Raw genomic sequence first — 16,015 nt, 5'->3', positions numbered from 1 at the left:
ATCCCTAGCCAGACAATCCCCAAGTCCCAAGAACCTGATAATCGCCCTTCCCCACTACGTTATGCACCAGCACGAAGCGGTCGACCTGCCAAACCAGGCGCGGTACCGGCGTCGCTTGCGGCAGTGCGTGCCGGGCATAGGCCAGGGTGACGTGCGGCGTGAACTGGCGTTCGTTGCGTAGCCGCAAACCTGTCTCGACAAGTGTTGCGTGCATGTTCCGCCGCAATGCCAGCAACGGCTCCGGCACCTGCGAACCACGCAGCACGCAAGGCGGCTCGCGGCCGCGGAAGCTGTCGACATAATCCAAGGCCCACGCAAACGGTGCTGCACGCACGCCATGGGCCGCGGCACTCGCCTTCGCCACCGCCTCATCCGTCAGCACCGGAAAATCACCGAGAAAATTCAGGGTGGCATGGAACCGCTCGGGCCGTACCCAACGCGCGCGCAACTCGGGATGCTGTTGCTGCACCCATGCGGCGACATGATTGATTTCATGACGCGTAACGGCATCCGGCATCAGTGCAAAGAACAGACGATGTGTTTCGCTACGCGCGGCAACCTGGGGCGCAGAGGGTTCGATCCTGCTCATCCGTCCAGGGTAACGCATTCGTCATGCAGGCATGCACTACGATGCCCAGCGACTCATCACGGACAAATCACCATGCCCAAGGCACCTGCCATCGCCGCCTACCATGCTCAACCATTGCACGGTCGTGCCGTGTTGGTCACGGGCGGCGCGCAGGGCATCGGCCGCGGCATTGCACAGGCCGTGCTCGGCGCGGGCGGCAGTGTGATGATCGGCGACCTGGATGCGGATGCCGGAAAAGCCTGTCTGCAGGAATGGCAAGCAGGTGATCGCGCCGCCTTCCGTCAACTGGACGTGTCGCGCGAGAGCAGCGTGCGCCATTGGATCAAGGCCGCGCTCGACCGCTTCGGACAACTCCACGGCCTGGTGAACAACGCCGGTATCGCCGATCCGCATCAAGGTCCCTTGCACGAATTGCCGCTGGAGACCTGGAACCGTTACCTCGCCACCAACCTCACCGGCGCCTTCCTGTGCAGCAAACATGCGTTGCCGGCGTTGCAAGCTGCCGGTGGCGCGATCATCCATATCGCCTCCACCCGCGCACTGCAATCCGAGCCGGATACCGAAGCCTACGCGGCCACCAAAGGCGGACTGGTCGCGCTCACGCATGCCATGGCCGTAAGCGCGGGACCGCAAGTACGCGTGAACGCGATCCTGCCCGGCTGGATCGCCACAGACGCCTGGAAGAAACCGTCAGAACGCCATGCACCCAAGCTGGGCAAGCGGGATCACGCACAGCATCCTGCCGGACGCGTGGGCACACCGGAAGACATCGGCGCCTTGGCCGTCTATCTGCTCGGCGATGCCGCGCGTTTCGTTACCGGCCAGCGTTTCGTCGTCGACGGCGGCATGACGATCAAGATGCAGTACGTTTAGTCACTCAACCCGTCACGCAGAAAGACGGGAAGATCGGTGGTCGGCGGCGGCACCGCGATGCCGTACATCATCATCGCCACGTGCCCGCGATGGTAGGTTGCATGGTTGACGACGTGCACAAGAATGTCGCCACGGCGCATCTCCCCTTCACCGCCCCCGATGAACGTGAATCGCACGATGTCATCGCACGCCTGCGTATCGAGCGTGTCGGCGTAGCGCACGTACCATTCGTCGATCTCCGCCTGGGCGGCACGCAACCCGGCGAATGATGGGCATTCCTCCGGATTGCGCGAGGTGTAACCGTGCGGCATGCCTTGCAGATGCGCGCTCCACACTTTGTCCATGCAGTAAGCGTGATGCAACGTGCGCAACAAGTTGCCGAACACGATCGGCTGCGTGGCCGTCAGCGACGCTTCGGGCACATCGGCCAGCGCCTGGAAAAGCAAGCGATCGGCCCATGCGCGGTAGCGGGTGAGCATCTGCAGATGACGAAGCTGAGGCATAAGTTTTCCTTGGTTTGATTGACGCCGATTCCGGCTCGCGGCGGAACAACAAATCCCGAACGATCCGCATCGCCATGGTTCATCTAAGCAAATGCTCACGTTTTCCGTTTAGCGGTGATTCGGAAAACAGCAAACTTGCACCCACACAAGGAGTTGCACGCTTCGTGCAGGCGGCACGCATGCGTATGCTGCTGAACCGCTGCGAACTTGTCACGTGTCGTGAAGGCAACGTGGCGATTCTTCCTGCGTTTTCTCTAGTACGGTGCAGACCCAGGAGGAAACGCCATGAAAACCACCAGCCTTACGCAGCAAGTTTCCGGGCGCACCTTGCTCGTGCGCGCGCTGGCGGGTCTGCTTGGCGCGATAGCCGCACTCGCGGCATTGCCACAAAAAGCCGAGGCCGGGGTATACATCGGCGTCGGCGTTTCCGTAGGCGTCCCGCCCCCGCCACTGCCTGTCTACGAGCAGCCGCCCATTCCCGGTCCCGGCTACATCTGGACCCCTGGTTATTGGGCTTGGGATGGCGCCGAGTATTACTGGGTGCCCGGCACCTGGGTGATCGCGCCGTTCTATGGTGCGCTGTGGACACCGGGCTATTGGGGCTGGAATGATGGCTTCTACGTCTTCCATCGCGGCTACTGGGGTTACCACGTGGGCTTCTACGGCGGCATCCATTACGGCTGCGGCTATACCGGCGTGGGCTATGCCGGCGGCTATTGGGGCCACGGCGGTTTTTATTACAACCGCAGCGTCAACCGCATCAACAACGTGCACATCACCCATGTCTATGACAAGACAGTGATCAACCACGTCAACCGCGTCAGCTACAACGGCGGCCGCGGCGGGGTGATGGCCCACGCCACGCCGCAAGAGGCTGCCTTCGCCCGCCACTCGCGCATGGGACCGATCGCCGCGCAGCAACGACAGATGACCCTGGCCAGCCATAACCCGGCGATGCGCGCCACGTTCAATCATGGCGACCCGCCGATCGCCGCCACGCAACGGCCCGGCGCTTTCAACAGTGCAGGCCTGACACCTGCTCGCGGCAGCCAATTCAGGCCATCGGCATTCAATGCGCAGCGCATGAACGACCATGTGGTACACGCACCGCCAACGGTGGGCAGCAATCCGGGCCTGCGTTCGGCCAACTTCGCGCCGCATGCGAATACGGCGGGCACGGCGAACGTGGCACGTCCAACAGGCCTCTACAGGAATGTCTATCGGCCTGGCGGCGTTACCGGTGTTGCACCTGCAAGCCATCCGGCTCGGCCGATCATGAACACCTATCGGGCACCGGCAACGGCTTACCGCGCGGCACCCGCTTTTCATGCGGCGCCCGCCTATCGCCCGCAGCCTCAATACCATGCGCCCGCCGCGCCGCAATACCGTGCGTATCGCCCTGCCCCCGCGCCACATCCGTCAGGTGGCGCATTCCACGGCGCCAGCGGTGGGCATGCGCCGCGCCGCGGATAACAGCACGGGTTCGATGGTCACATGAAAAGGCCCGGATATCCGGGCCTTGTCAAAACTCAACGTCACATATGCCGCTGCGACCTAGTGCCCTAGCTGCCCACCCGCCAGCAATGTGCGGATCATGCGCAACTTCGCCTTGAACTGCTCCTCGTTCGCCGGCCCCATTCGCACCATCAGCTTCTGGCCATTCGACAGCGCTTGCAACTGGGCGTCGACGAAATGGTAGTGCGCACCTGAGCGCACCACCGCAACCGGATCATGCACATCGGGTGCGGCCAGCATGTCATCGATCGCAACGACCAAACGGTCGTTGAAGTAGCCATGCGGATAACCCAGCTCCCGATAGGCTTCCTGAAACAGCGGGTAGTTGTGCTTGTACCAGGTCACCAGCATGTGCGGATCGACATCGTTCAACACCGTCATGTAGGTTGCATAACGTTCTGCATTGCGGGCGGTGATGACGGTGGCGCCGTTGGCCTGTTCCGTCAGCAGCGTGCCGCTTGGCGTGCGCAATGGCAGGATATTGGTGCTGCCCATGGCCTGGCGCGGCAATGCATCGACGGTTGCGACCACGCGCGAAATGATCTGGCTCTGCAGCAGCGAACCAAGCTTGCCGCCGTGGATCATGCCCTCGAGTGCCTCGCGCACGCTGGCGTCGCTATCCATCAGGGGCGGCAATGCGGCCGTGGATGCCGACGCCGGTCCTGCATTTGCTTCGGCAATCGGATGCTGGATGACCGACGATGCCCTGGCAGGTTGCTGAGCGGTTTGTGCTGGGGCCGGCGTTGCCAAAGGAGTGGGTGATGCCACCGGATGCATGGCGCACTGCACCAGATAAATACCCGCCGCCACCACGGCGAAGACGACAATGACGGCTGCGATCCAACCGCCGTACGAAGTCTGCTTGGGGACTCTACGATTCACGATACTGCCTGTTTCACGGAGGGGAGTGCCCATTGTGACAGGCATGCACGATATTCGTTCGGCATGAAACCCGCCGCTTCATGCTGCATCCATCAAGCGACGCGGAAACGTCCCTCCTTGGCGATCGTCGCGAGCGCATCGGTTTCGAGGGCAGCCTTGTCGTCGCGCCTTTTCGTTGGCGCGAGCACTGGCATGCCGAAGCTGTCATCGCGGTTGTAGGCCAGGCTGCTGGCGGCATACAGGTCTTCATAGCTGCTCAGTTTTTCGCGCAGCCATTCGCGCAATTGCGGGCCGAACAACTGTTCCACCTTGCTGTCCGCCGGCTGCGGCAGGCCACTCAACGCGGCCTGTTTCCAGGGTTCCGCCGTGGGATCGGCAATATGCTGATGGCAGGTCTGGTCAAGTTCGAGATCGGTCGGCAGCTCCAGGAATTTGCACAGCCGTTGCCACTCCACCGCCGGCTGCCGCACCAGATCTTCCAGGAAGACAAAATAATGATTGCGTACGCCGATGCAGGTGCGATGGATGTCCACCGCGCGATTCCAGCGGCGCGTCCACAACCGCAAGCCACCATTGAACGACGTGTTGTTGTAGCGCAGATGCGCATCCATGATCGAGGCCAGCACGTCCATGCCGGGGCGAATCACATGGATGAAACGCGCCTCCGGCAGGTAGCGTTCGATCTCGGGCAGATACAGCAAGTGATGCGGTGTTTTTTCGATCCACACGGCGCGTCCTGCGCGCTCGGCGAGTTGATCCAGTGTGGCGAAGAAACGCTTTACGCACGTGTCCACCAGCCACGGCGCGCGCGGCGATGCCTGGTCGTCACCCAGCAGCGAACGCTGCAATGCAGTGTATTGGCGCCTGCCATAACGGCGCGTCAGACCGAGGCGACGCGCGATATTGCGCCGGCGCGGTTGCGCGCCCTCATCGCCGAAGCGGTGGCCGAGACCGCCTAGCAAACGAGGAAAGAAATCGGTTTCCGGAAGGGTGAAAATTTGCGGATGCCGCGCCAGCATGGCCTGCACGATCGTGGTGCCCGAACGCGGACACCCAACAACAAACGTTCTTTGCATGAGCAGCTGACGCCCCCTGCTTATTTTTATTGGCTGCTGGAACCTGGACCCGTGCACCCATCAAAGCGAGCGGACACGTCAGGCTGCCGTAAGTTGACACAACTTACACATCCCTCCCCGCTCTGTCCACAAAAATACCTGTATTGCCTTAAGTCGAGCCCGGCCGCTTGCCGGCAACCACCGACCGGTGTGTTCCGTTCAACTGATTTCCCCTTGCGGCCGCCACTCCCTCCGACGGCGACGCGCACCCCAACGTGCGGAATGTCACGCGCGCGTGTTCGCCTGTTTCCCGCTGCAACACACCAGCGGCGACCTCGCCGCCGTGCCGGCCAGGCCTGTTTCCCCGGCCAGCACGGATTCCTCTACTCCTATCGCTACTTACCGATGTCCTTGAGGATTTCGTTGGTGTAACCCAGCTGGCCCACGCTCGGGTACGAGTTGCAGGTTGCCGAGGCCGAGCCGGCTGCACAGGGTGTGTCGCGATCCAGCGACCAGAAATGCACGCCGGCCAGACCGTTGGCGGTTGCGTAGTTGGTAATGGTGTCGATATCCGCCAGCGTAGTGATTTCGCCGGCCGCATCGTTCTGGCCGATCATCGGCGTCAGCTCGATGTGGCTGGCCGGGATGCCATAGCCGTGCTCAAGATTCACCACCGCCTGCACTGCTGATTGGCCCATTTCGCAGACACCATTTGCCACCACGCAGTTGGAGGGAATGGCGCCGCCGTAGTCCATCGTCATCAGGTTGATGGTGTAGTGATTGATCGCTGGGCTGGCCGACTGGATCGCCTGGATCACCCACTGCCCCAGTTGATTCACGCCGCCATAGCTGCCATCGGATGCGCCCAGCGTGGCCAGCGTGAAGGAGAAGCGCAGGTTCGGATACTGCGATTGCGCGGCCGCCACGTCTGCTACCAATTGCTGGATTTCCGCTTGCGATTGCCCGCCCTCGATATCGAAATCCACGCCGACCATTTGCGCGGTGTAGTACTTGGCAATAAAGCTTTCGAACGCGGACGGCGATCCACAGGTGAACACACCGTCCGCGCCACCGGTCGAGATGATGTAGTGCAAGCCTGCACTGGCCAGCGAATTGGCCGCACCCGGCGTGATGTTCGCCGAGATGAATTCCGCCGGCGTCACACCGGCCCAGCTTTCGCTACCGCATTCACCTGTCGCGAATGCGATGGAAATCGCCGGCAGTTGCGGCACGTCGTTGGAATACAAACTGCCGCTGCCGACGACCGGAATCAGCGAGCCGGTAACTTCCGTGGACATCGCATAGGTATTCCAGTTCATGTTGATGCTCATGTCCTTGTACGGACTGAACACGAAGCCGCCCGGTGCGGGGGTCGGAGTTGGCGTGGGTGTTGGTGTCGGAGTGGGTGTTGGTGTCGGCGTGGGAGTTGGGGTGGGTGTTGGCGAACCGTTGCAAGCCCCCAGCGACGTCCATGGCGCACCGCTGCCGGCGGCGCCATTGTTGGTGGCGGGGTTCTGGTTCTGCGTCCAGAAATTCGCCTTGTAGTTGACGCTGTTCTCGCTGACTTCCGCGCCGCCGTTGTAAGCGGTGGAAGCATTCCAGACTGGATCGCAGCCTGTGGGAGTCGGCGTCGGCGTCGGCGTCGGCGAACCACCGCACGAGCCTTGCGACGTCCACGGTTCGCCACTTCCTGCACCACCATTGCTGGTGGCCGGATCATTACCTTGCGTCCAGAAATTCGCGACGTAGTTGACGCCGTTCTCGCTGGCCTGGTTGCCAGCGACATACACATCGGTCGACACCCAGGGTGCTGCGCAGGTGGCTTGCGCATGCACGGTTTGCACGGGCGCCACGGTGAGCACGGTGGTGGAAAGCGCCGCGCAGATGGCGGTGCCCAATGAACTCATTGTCAAGGTGGACCACTTCGTTGATCTCTTCACTTGCATGGGACTGTCTCCACAATTGGATGAACCGTTACAGGTGAGAAATAGCGGCGTGGTGATGACCGCATTCCGGGCGGCCATGCGGGAGCGGACGCCGTCACGCATCCATGCACCGGTATTGCGTTGAACAGGGTCTGCGATCGCTCGCATCGACGCGGCGCGCCTCCGCCAATCCGCCTTCCGCGCTATAGCGTCCGCAGCGATCCGGCAAATACGCCGGATCGCTGCGGGGGATTTCCCTTGATGTCCCTGCTTGTTATTTGCCGAGATCCTTCAGGATCTCATTGGTGTATCCCAGCACTCCCACGCTGGGATACGAATTGCACGTGGCCGAAGCCGAACCCGCCGCGCACGGCGTGTCGCGATCCAGCGACCAGAAGTGCACGCCGGCCAGGCCGTTTGCGGTGGCGTAATTGGTGATGGCATCGATATCGGCCAGCGTGGTGATTTCGCCTTGCGAATCGTTCTGGCCGATCATCGGCGTCAGCTCGATGTGGCTGGCCGCGATGCCATAGGTGTGCTCCACATTGGTCGCCGCTTGAATCGCGGACTGCCCCATCTCGCACGCACCATTCACCACCACGCAGTTGGCCGCACTGGTGCCGCCGTAATCCATCGTCATCAGGTTGATGGTGTAGTGGTTGATCGCGGGGCTGGATGCCTTGACCGCCTGGATCACCCATTGCCCCAGTTGATTGACGCTGCCATAGCTGCCATCCGATGCACCCAGCGTTGCCACCGTGAAGGAGAAGCGCAGGTTCGGATACTGCGATTGTGCAGCGGCCACGTCGGCTACCAATTGCTGGATATCCGTCTGCGTCTGGCCGCCTTCGATGTCGAAGTCCACGCCGATCATGTGCGACGTGTAATACCTCGCGATGAAACTCTCGAAAGCCGATGGCGACGAGCAGGTAAACGTACCTGCCTGGCCACCGGTCGATACGATGTAGTTCAAGCCGGCGCTGTTGAGCGCATTGATATTGCCGGAAACGAAACCGGACGACGATACGCCGCCCCAGTTTTCACTGCCGCACGCGCCGGTAGCGAACGCCAGCGTAATCGCCGGCAGGTTGGGTTCGTAGCTGGAATACAGGCTGCCGCTGCCCACCACCGGGATCGTGGAACCGGTCACCGCGGTCTGCATGACGTTGGTATTCCAGTTGAGATTGATGGTGATGTCCTTATACGGACTGAACACGAAGCCGCCGGGTGCAGGCGTGGGTGTTGGTGTAGGGGTTGGAGTTGGAGTGGGTGTGGGTGTCGGGGTGGGCGTCGGGGTGGGCGTCGGCGTCGGAGTGGGGGTCGGCGTCGATGTGCACGAACCCTGCGACGTCCACGGCTGGCCGCTGCCCGGACCACCGTTGTTGGTGGCCGGGTCGTTGCCCTGCGTCCACCAGTTCGCCTTGTAATTGGTGCCGTTCTCGCTGGCCGTGTTGCCAGCGGTGTAAATGGTGCTTGCGCTCCACGGCGCGGCGCACGTGCTTTGGGCATGCACGGCTTGCACTGGCGCCACCGTCAGTACGGTGGTGGAAATCGCAGCACCCACGGCGGTGCTCAGCGAACTCAAGGCCAGGGTGGACCACTTCGTCGACTTCTTCTCAAGCATGTGACTGTCTCCAGACGGATGAACGGACAAGTGAAAAGACCATCGGCGATTCACGACCGCATTCCGGACGGCCATGGGGGACAGTCGCCAACCGCTTCCTGCGTAGCACCGCGTGTTGTCATGAAGCTGCAAAGTGGCGCGAGTATTGGCCTCGCATGACAACGTTGTCCAGTGCGATTGGCCGATTTGCCCACGCTAGAACGTGATTCCCATCGCAAAGGAAAAAATGTCATGTGAGCGCGCCATGCATTCACGCCGCATGCACATCGACATGCGCAAAACGCCGGAAACGCAGGTTTTTGCCGTTGCATTGCAACAGCCATGGCCGCGACACCGATGCGCGCCTCATCAATCGTCCTGGGCAAGCACATCCCGATCGGGCCAAAACAACGCGGCAGGATGAGCACGCAGGGCTCGGTTAGGTGCCGTGGAAAAAACCAGACATGCGTGACAACGATAGTCAGCATGCCTGGGTGTTCTCCGATGCAAAACACCGGCGCCATTGTCGAACCCGGGCAGCTACGCTCGTCGCATGGACAAGCCCTTCCCCACGGAGACATCAGCCATGAACGATCGCTTCCAGCGCATCTCGCCCTTCCTTTGGTTCAACGAGGAAGCCGAGCAAGCCGCGAACTATTACGTGTCGGTATTCGACAACGCACGCATCCTCGCCACTACTCGCTACAACATTGAAAGCGCCAGGGCCGCACGCCGCCCCGAAGGTTCAGTGATGACCGTGGCGTTTGAATTGGACGGCCAGCCATTTACCGCGCTCAATGGCGGCCCGGTGTTTACGTTCAGCCCCGCCATGTCGCTGGTGGTGAACTGCCGCACGCAGGCAGAGGTGGATCACTACTGGGATGCACTGTCGAAAGGCGGCGAGCCGGCCGCGCAGCAATGCGGCTGGCTGCAGGACCGCTTCGGCGTTTCCTGGCAGGTGGTACCGGTGCAATTGATCGAGCTGCTGACGTCTTGCAATCCGGAAAAAGCGCAGCGGGTGATGAAAGCCGTGCTGGCGATGAAGAAGCTGGAGCTGGATGTACTGCAGGAAGCTGCTGCGTAGGTTTCGCGCAAGACCCCATCCGAACGGCCAAACAGGGCGATGCCAGGCTTCACCCCAACCGGCGAGCAAGGCCGCGACGCACTGCGTTTTCCGATCAATGGGCAAGCATTGACCCGCTCCATGCATGACGCACCGCACCATGACGACCTATAATCGTCGCTGCCCTCCGGCTTTTGCTGTCTTTCCCACCATGGCTGATGCCTCACATTCTTCAGCGGCCCAGGAAGGCCGCCAGTCCGGCGTGCTGCTGGCGATTCTCAGCACCGTCGCGTTCACCTTCATGGCGTATCTGACCATCGGCCTGTCGCTGGCCGTGCTGCCCGGTTTCGTCAATACGAATCTCGGCTTCGGCGCGATGCTGGCGGGCCTGGCGATCAGCATTCAATACGTAGCCACCCTGCTCAGCCGGCCGCACGCCGGGCGCATGGCCGATGCCAAAGGCCCCAAGCGCACGGTGATGACCGGCCTCATGATGTGCGCTGCCAGCGGTGCGCTTTTGCTGCTGGCCGCGCTGGCCAGCCACGTGCCGTGGCTGAGTCTGGGCCTGATCTTCATCGCGCGCCTGGCCCTGGGTTGCGCGGAAAGCTGTGTCGGTACGGGCGCCATCGCCTGGGGCATGGGCCAGGTGGGACATCGCCATACCGCGCGCGTGATTTCGTGGAACGGTGTGGCGACCTACGGCGCGCTGGCGGCAGGCGCGCCGCTGGGCGTGCTGCTCGATCATCACTACGGTTTCGCCATCATCGGTGCAGCGACCTTGGTGCTGGCACTCGCCGCGTTGCCATTGGCGCAACTGAAGCGCGCCACTATCACCATCGCCGGCGAACGTGCATCGTTCCGGACGGTAGCCGCGCGCGTGGTGCCCTACGGCATCGGGCTGGCGCTCGGCTCGATCGGCTTCGGCTGCATCGCCACCTTCATCACGTTGTTTTACGCCGCGCACGGTTGGTCGAACGCTGCGCTGGCGCTGACGGTATTCGGCGTCGTGTTCGTGGGCGTGCGCTTCATCTTTGCGCGCACCATTCCGCGAGTGGGGGGTTACCGCGTTGCGATGGTGTCGCTGTCGGTGGAAGCCATCGGACTGATCGTGTTGTGCCTGGCCAACACCGCCGTGATGGCCGGCATCGGCGCGGCCATCGCCGGCCTCGGCTTTTCACTCGTATTCCCGGCGCTGGGCGTGGAAGCCGTGCACCGCGTGCCGGCGCATAGCAGCGGCTCCGCACTGGGCGTGTATTCGGTTTTCATGGACGTCGCCATGGCGCTTACCGGCCCGCTCGGCGGCTGGGCGGCCAGCGGCATGGGCTACAACGCCATCTATGGTTTTGCCGCGCTGGCGGCGATGGCTTCGGTCGTGCTTGCGCTGGTGTTGCAGATGCAGGCGATGAAGGAGCATGCACGGTCGCAAAGCCCATAGCTGCGGGATTGGGCTACACGCCCTGGAATGAAAAGCCCGGCATGCTCGTGGCGTCCGCTGCCGGATTTCATCCCCTTCGGCATCGATTCGAACGGCTCAGCCCACGTGCAACCAATGCACGTATACGCCGTTCGCCTTGTCCTCTTCACGGAACCCTTCGCGCCCTTCCGCGACCACACCCCAGACCGTGCGCATGCCGCCGGCGGCCATGCGATCCACGCGCACGTGTTCGCCTTGCGGAATCAGGAACATCGCTTCGAGCACCATCACGCGATCGGCTTCCCACACCAGCACTGCCTTGCGCGCCGCGCTGGCGCCCCAGCCGAGATGGATCTGCACATCCTGCGCGGGAAAACCCCCGCGATTGTCGAGCTTCCATTCCTCGGTTTTGCGCAATAGCGCTTCCAGGCGCGGATCGCTCCAGTCCACCTGCGTGTTCGACACCTTTGGCATGGATTTTATGTGGCTCATACCGCGTTATGTTTCCTGCAAGCGTCACGCCAGCAGCTTCCCGCTGCCGCATGCGGCAAGCCGGGTGAACGCTTTGAAAGGCTGATGTGCTCAAGCCGGTTATCGGCCTGCCATCGTCGTTTCTTTAGAACGACTCGTTGGGCTTGTTCAGCACCTGCAGCCAATACACATGGATGCCTTTGCGGCGATCCTCCTCGCGGTAACCCTCGCGACCATCCACCACCACGCCCCACAACGTGCGGATGCGATCACCCAGGTGCTTGTCCACCCGCACCTGCTCGCCTTGTGGAAGCGCGAAAGTGGCTTCCACCACCACCGCGCTATCGCGTTCCCACACCAGCGTGGCCGATCGGCCCACCGTACCGCCCCAGCCCAGATAGACCTGCACATGCTGGGAAGTGAAACCGCCACGGTTATCGATGCTCCAGCTTTCGCTGCGGCTTAGCAGCGAAACCAGCTGTGGATCGTCCCAGTTGACGGGGGTGTTGCGGGTCCAGGTGTCGGTCTTGCTCATAGCCATGCTTCCCCATCGAAGGCGGATTGACGAGGCGGCGATGCCGCGTGTCCGGTGTGGCATGCGAGATGTGAAAAAGCCGTGGAAATCCGGTCGTCGGCGGTTGACGCGGCAAAGCATACTGCTGCGGCCCATGGCATGGAGAAAGCGTGAAAAGCGAGGCGACAGCTGGCCTTCATATCGCCCGCCGGCCCCGGTTGGCACGAAAAATATCGCTGCGCCGCACCAATGTACCCATAAAAAACGCGCTGCGCCGCGACAGAACAGCACTGCGGCTGAATGCCGCGCTGCACGCTGATCTAAAGAAGGGTCCGCGCTAAGGTCGACTCACGGTTCGGTAGCAGCGTTCACAGCTCGGGGGAGTTGATGGCGAAGCAGAGAACACATCGTATTGAGCGGTTCATCCGGGTGCATTGGCCGGCCGGGGCGTTGCTTGGCGTGAGCGTTTACCTGGACGTTCACTACGGGCGCGGCCCGCATGGCGCCAGCTACATGACCTTGCTGTGGATGGCCCTGATCGCTTGCTGGTTCATGGCGTTCGCCACCTGTGTCGGCTATCGCAAGCGCATGCACCGCCTGATCGTGCGCGACCAACTGTCGGACCTGTGCCAGATCCACTGGCGTGTATTCGAGGAACGCGTGGCGCAGGCGTTCCGCTTTCGCGGCTACGCGGTAGAGTTCGCCGGCCGCACGGATGCGGATGATGGCCTCGATCTCATCCTGCATAAGCACAGCATGACCACCCTGGTGCAATGCCGCCACTGGAAACATCGCAACGTCGACGTGAAAGACGTGCGCGAGATGCATAACCTGATGAAGTACCACCACGCCTCTGCCGTGAAGATCGTTGCTTGCGGCGACTACACCGAGGAGGCGTGGAAATTCGTCACCGGCAAACCGTTCGAACTGATCTACGGCGAAACGCTGCTGGCCATGCTGAGCGACTCGCAGCTGCCGATCCATGCCGGCGTAGTGCCGTTCCGCGCACCGTCCTCGCCGCCGCCGATGCATCATCGGCCGCGTACGGCGGCGCAGACTTGATCAACGAAAACCGCGCGATGCGCGGTTTTTTCGTTTCACCTTGCGAGAAGTACGTCCTCTCCAGCTTGCATAGCGAGGGCCGCGGCTGAGTTATCCCTGCGTTTTTTTGCTCATCATCCGGATGAAGGCCGGAATGACGCCGTGCCCTGAAATAGCCCCGCCCCAACAGTGGGAGCACTGCGTCTTCTACTTTCGTGCCATCACGCCGCATCATGAAAAATAATCCCCAGCGTATGCCTATGCCCCGAACGAAGGCGGCTCACTCCATGCCGCATCATCACGCGATACACCCCGCGCGCACCCTGCACCGGCCGGTGGTGCACGGCAAACACCACCGCATCGCCCTGCTTTAGCGGCACCACTTCCGCCCGCGATTGCATGCGTGGCCGTTGCTCGGTCAGCACGAATTCTCCGCCGGTGAAATCCTTGCCTGGCTGTGAAAGCAGGATCGCCATCTGCAATGGAAACACGTGTTCGCCATACAGATCCTGATGCAGGCAGTTGTAATCGCCGGCCGCGTATTGCAGCAGCAACGGCGTCGGGCGGCCCTGGCCTGCCGCGTGGCAGCGCTCAAGGTATTGCGCGTGCGTAGCTGGATAACGCACGTCGATATTCATCGCCTGGTTCCAGCGATTGGCGATCGCGGCCAGCGGTGGATAGAAGCAGGTGCGAAGTTGCTGGATCAACGCAGGCAGCGGATAGGCGAAATACTTGTATTCGCCACTACCAAAACCGTGCCTGGCCATCACCACCTGGCTTCTGAAATGACGATCGTCGCCATACAGCGCAGTCAGCGCATGGCATGCGTCCGCCGGCAGCAATCCCGGCATATGGGCGGCGCCGTAACGGTCGAGGTCCTCGCCCAGGCGATGCCAATCAAGCTGATCCCGCTGATCGTTGCGTATCTGTGCAGCCCATTCGGCGTGATGGATTTTCATCGGCATCTCCCTCATGAAAACGGCATAAACTATCGCCTGTATCGATGCATGACACTCCGAATATTGCCAATGCACGCGCACGCAGCAAATCATTTTCACGCGGCACGTAAGGAGCAGCGCAAGCGATTCCCGCACCGCCGTTTTGGGTTTCACTCATGATTCATGTACAGATTACGTAAGCGGCACAAGTGCTTGCGTGTGAGTGCAGTGTCGAACCCCATAACGGTGCTTAATTGAACGGAAACGATACCGGCGCTCGCTCAGTATTCCGTTGCATGGCATGCGCTAGCTTCTCTCCACGCACTCCGCCAAGAGAGGAACACCCATGAAACACTATGTTCTGATGCGCAAGGCCGCAATGCATGGCAGGTCGCTCGCGCTCGGCGCTTGCGTGCTGACGGCCACGGCCTTGGCGTTCATAACGACGCCGGTGCAGGCCCAGGTATCGATCGGCGTCACCATCACGGCGGGGTCGCCGCCACCGCCCTTGCCGGTGTACGACCAACCGCCCATTCCGGATGACGGCTACATGTGGGTACCCGGTTATTGGGCATGGGATGGCGCCGAGTACTACTGGGTGCCAGGCACCTGGGTAACGGCACCATACACAGGCGCGTTGTGGACGCCGGCCTATTGGGCATGGAACGACGGCGTGTATGTCTTCCACGAAGGGTATTGGGGCCCGGAAGTGGGCTATTACGGCGGCATCGACTATGGCTACGGCTACACCGGCCGCGGTTACGAAGGCGGGCGCTGGGGGCCGCACGGTTTCTATTACAACCGCGCGGTCAACAACATCCGCAACGTGCACGTCACCAACGTGTACAACCAGACCGTGGTCAACAACATCACCGTCAAACGCGTGAGCTACAACGGCGGCAACGGTGGCGTCCGCGCTGCGCCGACTGCGCAGCAGATGGCTTATCAGCGCGCACAGCACTCGCCGCCGGTCGCCGCCCAGCGACAGCAGATGACGATGGCGAGGCAGAACCGTGCACTGCGTGCTTCGGAAAACCATGGGGCTCCGCCGATCGCGGCGACGGCGCGGCCGGCTGCCTTTACGGGAGCAGGCATCGTCGCAGCGCATGGCGCACGTGCAGCGGAAGCCGGTGCTTCGCACTTGACGCCGGGGGCACGTCCCGTTCCGGACGCACATCCGCAACCGGCGCAACGTCCAGGCCTGCCCTCCGAACATTTCGCGCCGCATTCGCGGCAAAACCCGAACGCCGAGCCCTTGCATGCACCGGTAACACCGAGCCGGCCGTTCGAACGGCCGGAGAACGTCGGGGCGCCACACATGCAACCGCATCCGGAAGCCGCGCCTGCGCCGCGCGCGGCACCACGCGAAGCGCCCGCTCCGCGTGAAGTGCCACACCAGGTGCCACCGCCGCGCGAAATGGCGCCGGAGCGCCTGCGTCCCGAACCTCAGCCGGCCTATCACCCTGCCCCGCCACCGGCACCGGCTTATCATCCGGCCCCGCGCCCCGAACAGGCGCCCCACCCCGCCGCGCCACCACGTCAGGCACCACCGCCGCATGAGAACAAGCACGAGGAACAACACCCGCCTGGTGGATAGGCCTTCCGCAACGACAAAGCCCTGGCCGCTTG

General features: G+C 62.2%; 16 protein-coding genes. 7 read left to right on the top strand and 9 right to left on the bottom strand.

From position 1 onward, the window contains the following. Positions 1-4 precede the first annotated feature (4 nt). Positions 5-589 carry an RNA 2',3'-cyclic phosphodiesterase gene (gene thpR / locus V7M64_RS05295; RefSeq protein ID WP_333677562.1) on the bottom strand — a complete coding sequence of 195 codons (585 nt, stop codon included), beginning with the start codon at positions 587-589 and terminating at the stop codon, positions 5-7. Between the two features lie 72 nt (positions 590-661). Here thpR and V7M64_RS05290 point away from each other — a divergent pair, with 72 nt between their 5' ends. Beyond that, positions 662-1,462, top strand: coding sequence for a glucose 1-dehydrogenase (locus V7M64_RS05290; RefSeq protein ID WP_333677561.1), 801 nt, complete (start codon positions 662-664; stop codon positions 1,460-1,462). Here the strand turns inward: V7M64_RS05290 and V7M64_RS05285 are convergent. After that, a complete protein-coding gene (locus V7M64_RS05285; RefSeq protein WP_333677560.1) occupies positions 1,459-1,965 on the bottom strand; it encodes a DinB family protein in 507 nt (168 codons plus the stop codon). The two genes, V7M64_RS05290 and V7M64_RS05285, sit on opposite strands and share 4 nt — an antisense overlap. Positions 1,966-2,250: 285 nt before the next feature. Here V7M64_RS05285 and V7M64_RS05280 point away from each other — a divergent pair, with 285 nt between their 5' ends. Further along, positions 2,251-3,438, top strand: coding sequence for a YXWGXW repeat-containing protein (locus tag V7M64_RS05280; protein WP_333677559.1), 1,188 nt, complete (start codon positions 2,251-2,253; stop codon positions 3,436-3,438). A gap of 81 nt (positions 3,439-3,519) precedes the next feature. Here V7M64_RS05280 and V7M64_RS05275 read toward each other — a convergent pair whose 3' ends face one another. The 4 genes from V7M64_RS05275 to V7M64_RS05260 form a co-directional block, all read right to left on the bottom strand. Then, positions 3,520-4,362 carry a DUF3014 domain-containing protein gene (locus tag V7M64_RS05275; protein ID WP_333677558.1) on the bottom strand — a complete coding sequence of 281 codons (843 nt, stop codon included), beginning with the start codon at positions 4,360-4,362 and terminating at the stop codon, positions 3,520-3,522. 92 nt (positions 4,363-4,454) lie between these two features. Then, complete coding sequence (locus V7M64_RS05270) at positions 4,455-5,438, bottom strand: sulfotransferase (protein ID WP_333677557.1); 984 nt, start codon at positions 5,436-5,438, stop codon at positions 4,455-4,457. Positions 5,439-5,812: 374 nt separating this feature from the next. Further along, positions 5,813-7,363, bottom strand: coding sequence for a carbohydrate-binding protein (locus tag V7M64_RS05265; RefSeq protein ID WP_333677556.1), 1,551 nt, complete (start codon positions 7,361-7,363; stop codon positions 5,813-5,815). Between the two features lie 253 nt (positions 7,364-7,616). Next, positions 7,617-8,966 carry a carbohydrate-binding protein gene (locus tag V7M64_RS05260; protein ID WP_333677555.1) on the bottom strand — a complete coding sequence of 450 codons (1,350 nt, stop codon included), beginning with the start codon at positions 8,964-8,966 and terminating at the stop codon, positions 7,617-7,619. Positions 8,967-9,531: 565 nt separating this feature from the next. Here V7M64_RS05260 and V7M64_RS05255 point away from each other — a divergent pair. Together V7M64_RS05255 and V7M64_RS05250 are read left to right on the top strand one after the other, a co-directional pair. Continuing rightward, positions 9,532-10,029 carry a VOC family protein gene (locus V7M64_RS05255; RefSeq protein ID WP_333677554.1) on the top strand — a complete coding sequence of 166 codons (498 nt, stop codon included), beginning with the start codon at positions 9,532-9,534 and terminating at the stop codon, positions 10,027-10,029. A 190-nt stretch (positions 10,030-10,219) separates the two neighbouring features. Next, entirely contained in the window at positions 10,220-11,443 is a 1,224-nt protein-coding gene (locus tag V7M64_RS05250) for an MFS transporter (RefSeq protein WP_333677553.1), read from the top strand. A gap of 96 nt (positions 11,444-11,539) precedes the next feature. Here V7M64_RS05250 and V7M64_RS05245 read toward each other — a convergent pair whose 3' ends face one another. Together V7M64_RS05245 and V7M64_RS05240 are read right to left on the bottom strand one after the other, a co-directional pair. Next, positions 11,540-11,914 (bottom strand): hypothetical protein, encoded by a 375-nt coding sequence (locus V7M64_RS05245; RefSeq protein WP_333677552.1) that lies wholly within the window; start codon positions 11,912-11,914, stop codon positions 11,540-11,542. 124 nt (positions 11,915-12,038) lie between these two features. Continuing rightward, positions 12,039-12,428, bottom strand: coding sequence for a hypothetical protein (locus V7M64_RS05240; protein WP_333677551.1), 390 nt, complete (start codon positions 12,426-12,428; stop codon positions 12,039-12,041). Positions 12,429-12,577: 149 nt separating this feature from the next. Between V7M64_RS05240 and V7M64_RS05235 the strand changes: the two genes are divergently transcribed. Then, positions 12,578-12,748, top strand: a complete 171-nt coding sequence (locus tag V7M64_RS05235; RefSeq protein ID WP_333677550.1) for a hypothetical protein — start codon at positions 12,578-12,580, stop codon at positions 12,746-12,748. Between the two features lie 46 nt (positions 12,749-12,794). Further along, positions 12,795-13,469 carry a restriction endonuclease gene (locus tag V7M64_RS05230; protein WP_333677549.1) on the top strand — a complete coding sequence of 225 codons (675 nt, stop codon included), beginning with the start codon at positions 12,795-12,797 and terminating at the stop codon, positions 13,467-13,469. Between the two features lie 200 nt (positions 13,470-13,669). Here V7M64_RS05230 and V7M64_RS05225 read toward each other — a convergent pair whose 3' ends face one another. Continuing rightward, complete coding sequence (locus V7M64_RS05225) at positions 13,670-14,407, bottom strand: 2OG-Fe(II) oxygenase (protein ID WP_333677548.1); 738 nt, start codon at positions 14,405-14,407, stop codon at positions 13,670-13,672. A 325-nt stretch (positions 14,408-14,732) separates the two neighbouring features. Here V7M64_RS05225 and V7M64_RS05220 point away from each other — a divergent pair, with 325 nt between their 5' ends. Then, the gene (locus V7M64_RS05220) at positions 14,733-15,983 is read left to right on the top strand and encodes a hypothetical protein (RefSeq protein WP_333677547.1); all 1,251 of its coding nucleotides are present in this window, start codon (positions 14,733-14,735) and stop codon (positions 15,981-15,983) included. The last annotated feature ends 32 nt before the right edge of the window (positions 15,984-16,015 follow it).

This window comes from Dyella sp. (genome assembly GCF_036746095.1).
Lineage (GTDB): Bacteria > Pseudomonadota > Gammaproteobacteria > Xanthomonadales > Rhodanobacteraceae > Dyella_B.
The sequence above is the reverse complement of the archived record's forward strand: the minus strand, read 5'-3'. Positions and strand labels throughout refer to the sequence as shown.

Bases quoted from the DNA above. Each gene is read 5' to 3' on its own strand.
- V7M64_RS05255 (WP_333677554.1), top strand. From the start codon at position 9,532: ATGAACGATCGCTTCCAGCGCATCTCGCCCTTCCTTTGGTTCAACGAG.
- V7M64_RS05225 (WP_333677548.1), bottom strand. From the start codon at position 14,407: ATGAAAATCCATCACGCCGAATGGGCTGCACAGATACGCAACGATCAG.
- V7M64_RS05280 (WP_333677559.1), top strand. From the start codon at position 2,251: ATGAAAACCACCAGCCTTACGCAGCAAGTTTCCGGGCGCACCTTGCTC.
- V7M64_RS05230 (WP_333677549.1), top strand. From the start codon at position 12,795: ATGGCGAAGCAGAGAACACATCGTATTGAGCGGTTCATCCGGGTGCAT.
- V7M64_RS05220 (WP_333677547.1), top strand. From the start codon at position 14,733: ATGAAACACTATGTTCTGATGCGCAAGGCCGCAATGCATGGCAGGTCG.
- V7M64_RS05290 (WP_333677561.1), top strand. From the start codon at position 662: ATGCCCAAGGCACCTGCCATCGCCGCCTACCATGCTCAACCATTGCAC.
- V7M64_RS05285 (WP_333677560.1), bottom strand. From the start codon at position 1,965: ATGCCTCAGCTTCGTCATCTGCAGATGCTCACCCGCTACCGCGCATGG.
- V7M64_RS05265 (WP_333677556.1), bottom strand. From the start codon at position 7,363: ATGCAAGTGAAGAGATCAACGAAGTGGTCCACCTTGACAATGAGTTCA.
- V7M64_RS05270 (WP_333677557.1), bottom strand. From the start codon at position 5,438: ATGCAAAGAACGTTTGTTGTTGGGTGTCCGCGTTCGGGCACCACGATC.
- V7M64_RS05245 (WP_333677552.1), bottom strand. From the start codon at position 11,914: ATGAGCCACATAAAATCCATGCCAAAGGTGTCGAACACGCAGGTGGAC.
- thpR (WP_333677562.1), bottom strand. From the start codon at position 589: ATGAGCAGGATCGAACCCTCTGCGCCCCAGGTTGCCGCGCGTAGCGAA.
- V7M64_RS05250 (WP_333677553.1), top strand. From the start codon at position 10,220: ATGGCTGATGCCTCACATTCTTCAGCGGCCCAGGAAGGCCGCCAGTCC.
- V7M64_RS05240 (WP_333677551.1), bottom strand. From the start codon at position 12,428: ATGAGCAAGACCGACACCTGGACCCGCAACACCCCCGTCAACTGGGAC.
- V7M64_RS05260 (WP_333677555.1), bottom strand. From the start codon at position 8,966: ATGCTTGAGAAGAAGTCGACGAAGTGGTCCACCCTGGCCTTGAGTTCG.